We start from the raw sequence: 3173 nt of genomic DNA, 5'->3' as shown, positions 1-3173 counted from the left end.
CGGGCGCCTTCCGGGTAAGATCGCGGAGAGATACCAGTTGGTCGTGTACGGGTGTAGCAACGCCCAAAACAGACTCACCGTGAACGGCTGGATCGATAAATACTATGCAAGGCCGGAACGTTTCGTCATCTTGAATTATGTGTCCGATTCCGATCTGGTCGAACTCTACAATTTGTGTGAACTGTTCGTGTTTCCTTCCTGGCACGAGGGCTTCGGTCTGCCCGCGCTGGAAGCCATGCAATCGGGCGCTGCGACGATCGCCGCGGACGCCACCAGCCTGCCCGAAGTACTAGGTCGGCGCGACGCCCTGTTCGATCCGTTCGATGTCGCTTCTATTGCCGGCAAGATCGCTCAGGTTTTGTTCGACGACACGTTGCGAGCCGACCTCGCTGCGCACGGCCTACAGCAGGCCCGAACCTTTTCCTGGGACGACACTGCCAGGAAGGCCATTGAGGCGGTCGAAGAGGCCGTGCGCAAGCACAAGATCAGGGCTGTTCCGCAAGAAAAAATCTACCGGACCGTGATCAGTCAGATCGGGAAGGTTCAAGGTCCGGGCAGTGCGCCGGAGGACGCCGACCTGATCACTCTCGCCGGCTCCATCGACAGCAATATGGCGGCCGCCTGCCGGTTGCAACGGCCTCTCGAACTACCCAAGCAGCTCACTTGGCGCGTCGAAGGTCCATTCGACAGCAGCTACAGCTTGGCACTTCTCAATCGCGAAACGGCGCGCGCTTTGAAGGGGCTGGGCCACGAGGTGGCCCTCCACTCGACGGAGGGCCCCGGTGACTTTCCTCCAACACAGGCGTTTCTGGAGGCCAACCCTGACCTTGCGGAACTGCACGCCCGTTCACAACGGATTTCGCCGCAAATCTCTGATGTCGTCAGCCGTAATCTCTACCCTCCGCGTGTTTTCGATATGGAAGGTGCCGTCAACCTCCTGCACCACTATGCCTGGGAGGAAACGGGATTTCCATCGGAATGGGCCGAGGAATTCAATACCCACCTCAACGGTGTCGCCTGTCTCTCCTCGCATGTAGAAAAAATCCTGGTCGACCATGGTGTCGCTTGCCACCTCGAAGTGTCCGGCTGCGGCACCGATCATTGGGAACGCGTCGAGCCCGATGGCGATTTCGTCTTGGACACGAAGCGGTCATTCAGGTTCCTGCACGTGTCCTCCTGCTTCCCTCGCAAGGGAGTTGACCTTCTGCTGAAGGCCTACGGATCCAGCTTTTCAAGCGGCGACGACGTGGTACTGGTCATCAAGACCTTCCCGAACCCACACAACGAGATCCATGGGTGGCTCGGGCAGGCGAAGGTGGATAACCCATCCTATCCCGATGTCCTGATCATAGAGGACGATCTTACAGATTCCGCCCTCAAATCCCTTTACCGGCAATGTAACGCATTGGTCGCTCCGAGCAAGGCGGAGGGCTACGGTTTGCCCATGGCCGAAGCCATGTTGTCGGGATTGCCGGTCATAACCACTGCGTGGGGCGGGCAAAGAGATTTTTGTGACGAGGAAACGGCCTGGCTCGTGGATTACGAGTTCGAACTGGCACAGTCTCATTTCGGCTTGTTCGATTCAGTCTGGGCGCGCCCGTCCGTTGAAGACTTGGCCGCTACAATGCGAACGCTCTTCGATCTGCCGGCCGCCAAACGTAGAAAACGAGCCGATCGCGGGCGGGAACGCCTACTGGCCAACTCCCGATGGATCCACGTGGCGGAAAGGCTTGAGAAAATCACCAGACACGCCGTGATCGAGCCTTCGTCGGTGCGCCCGCGCGTTGGCTGGGTCTCGGCCTGGAACACGCGCTGCGGTATCGCCAGCTACTCCGAGCACCTTCTCGACAACATGTCCTCCGACATCACCGTCCTGGCTCCCGCTAATCAGCCCCTGGAGCAGGCCGACGGACAGAATGTGCTGCGCTGCTGGCAGACTAACGGCCATGACGATCTCGAAAATCTGCGCGCCAGCGTGGAGGAGAACGACTTCGACGTCATCATTGTTCAGTTCAACTACGGCTTCTTTTCGTTCGACGCCCTTGGGCGCTTTATAGAGTATATGCTCAATCGGGGCCGCACCGTAATCGTCACGCTGCATGCCACCTCCGATCCGCAGGGCGACGCGGAATGGGGAAGGCAGAAGCGGTTGGAACTGCTGCGCGAGCCGTTGTCGCGTTGTTCGCGTCTCCTTGTTCATACTGTGGAGGATCTCAATCGTCTCAAGGGACTGGGGCTTGTCGACAACGTGGTGCTCTTCCCGCACGGCATTCTGGATTTCAACAGCGAGTCCCGCACCCTCGAGGACGGCGTCTTCACCGTGGCGACCTATGGCTTCTTCCTGCCCCACAAGGGACTTCTCGAAACGATAGAAGCGATCTCGATCCTGAAGGAGCGCGGGTTGCCCGTAAGGCTGCGGATGATGAACGCAGAATATCCCGTACTGATCTCCGCCGAGCTGATCATGCGAGCGAAGGCGCTTATCAAGGAAAGAGGACTTGAGGACATAGTTCGCCTCGATACATCCTTTCTTTCAGTACACGAAAGCCTTCGCCGGTTGGGAGACACCGATCTGATCGTGTTTCCTTATCAGCAGACAGGGGAATCCTCGAGCGCGGCTGTTCGCTATGGGCTGGCGGTCGGCAGACCGGTGGCGGTTACGCCTCTGCCGATCTTTCAGGATGTGTCTCCGCTGGTACTAGACCTGCCCGGCCTTACTGCGGTGGATATCGCGAACGGTATAGAGCAGCTGAGAAAGGAACTTATCAACGATCCGGAATGCTATCGAAGGATGAAGCCTGATGCGGATCGCTGGCGGGAAACGCACCGCTACTCGCATCTGGGCCGGCGGCTTGACGGCATGATCGTCGCCCTACACAGGAAGAGGAAACGGTCCGCTGTATCTGCCTGTTAGCCCCTTGTTATTCACGGGGCCGCTCGTCTCGATCTGATGGACGACGACGAAGCCGTTGGTTTGGCGTAACATTCTGTTGTCGAAGCAGAGTGTGCGCGTCGCCAGAGCCCGCCACCGTCCATCACCATGCACGCTATGCCCATTCTGCCCTGCCTGTCACCGGTTGGGGCCAAGCCGCTCACAGCCGCCTTCGATGCCGGCCGCTGACCCTCCCCCCGATTGGTACTCGTTTATAAGTAGACTCCGTTCTGGTTATGGT

Annotated in this window: 1 protein-coding gene; it reads left to right on the top strand. The window is 58.7% G+C overall.

Annotated features, from left to right (window positions below; genetic code table 11):
• The first annotated feature begins 19 nt into the window (after positions 1-19).
• Positions 20-2914, top strand: a complete 2895-nt coding sequence (locus V7082_RS18585) for a glycosyltransferase (protein ID WP_334150923.1) — start codon at positions 20-22, stop codon at positions 2912-2914.
• Positions 2915-3173: the final 259 nt, after the last annotated feature.

The sequence above is a fragment of the Hyphomicrobium sp. genome, assembly GCF_036833075.1.
Lineage (GTDB): Bacteria > Pseudomonadota > Alphaproteobacteria > Rhizobiales > Hyphomicrobiaceae > Hyphomicrobium_C.
This window is presented reverse-complemented; position numbering and strand designations above follow the sequence as displayed.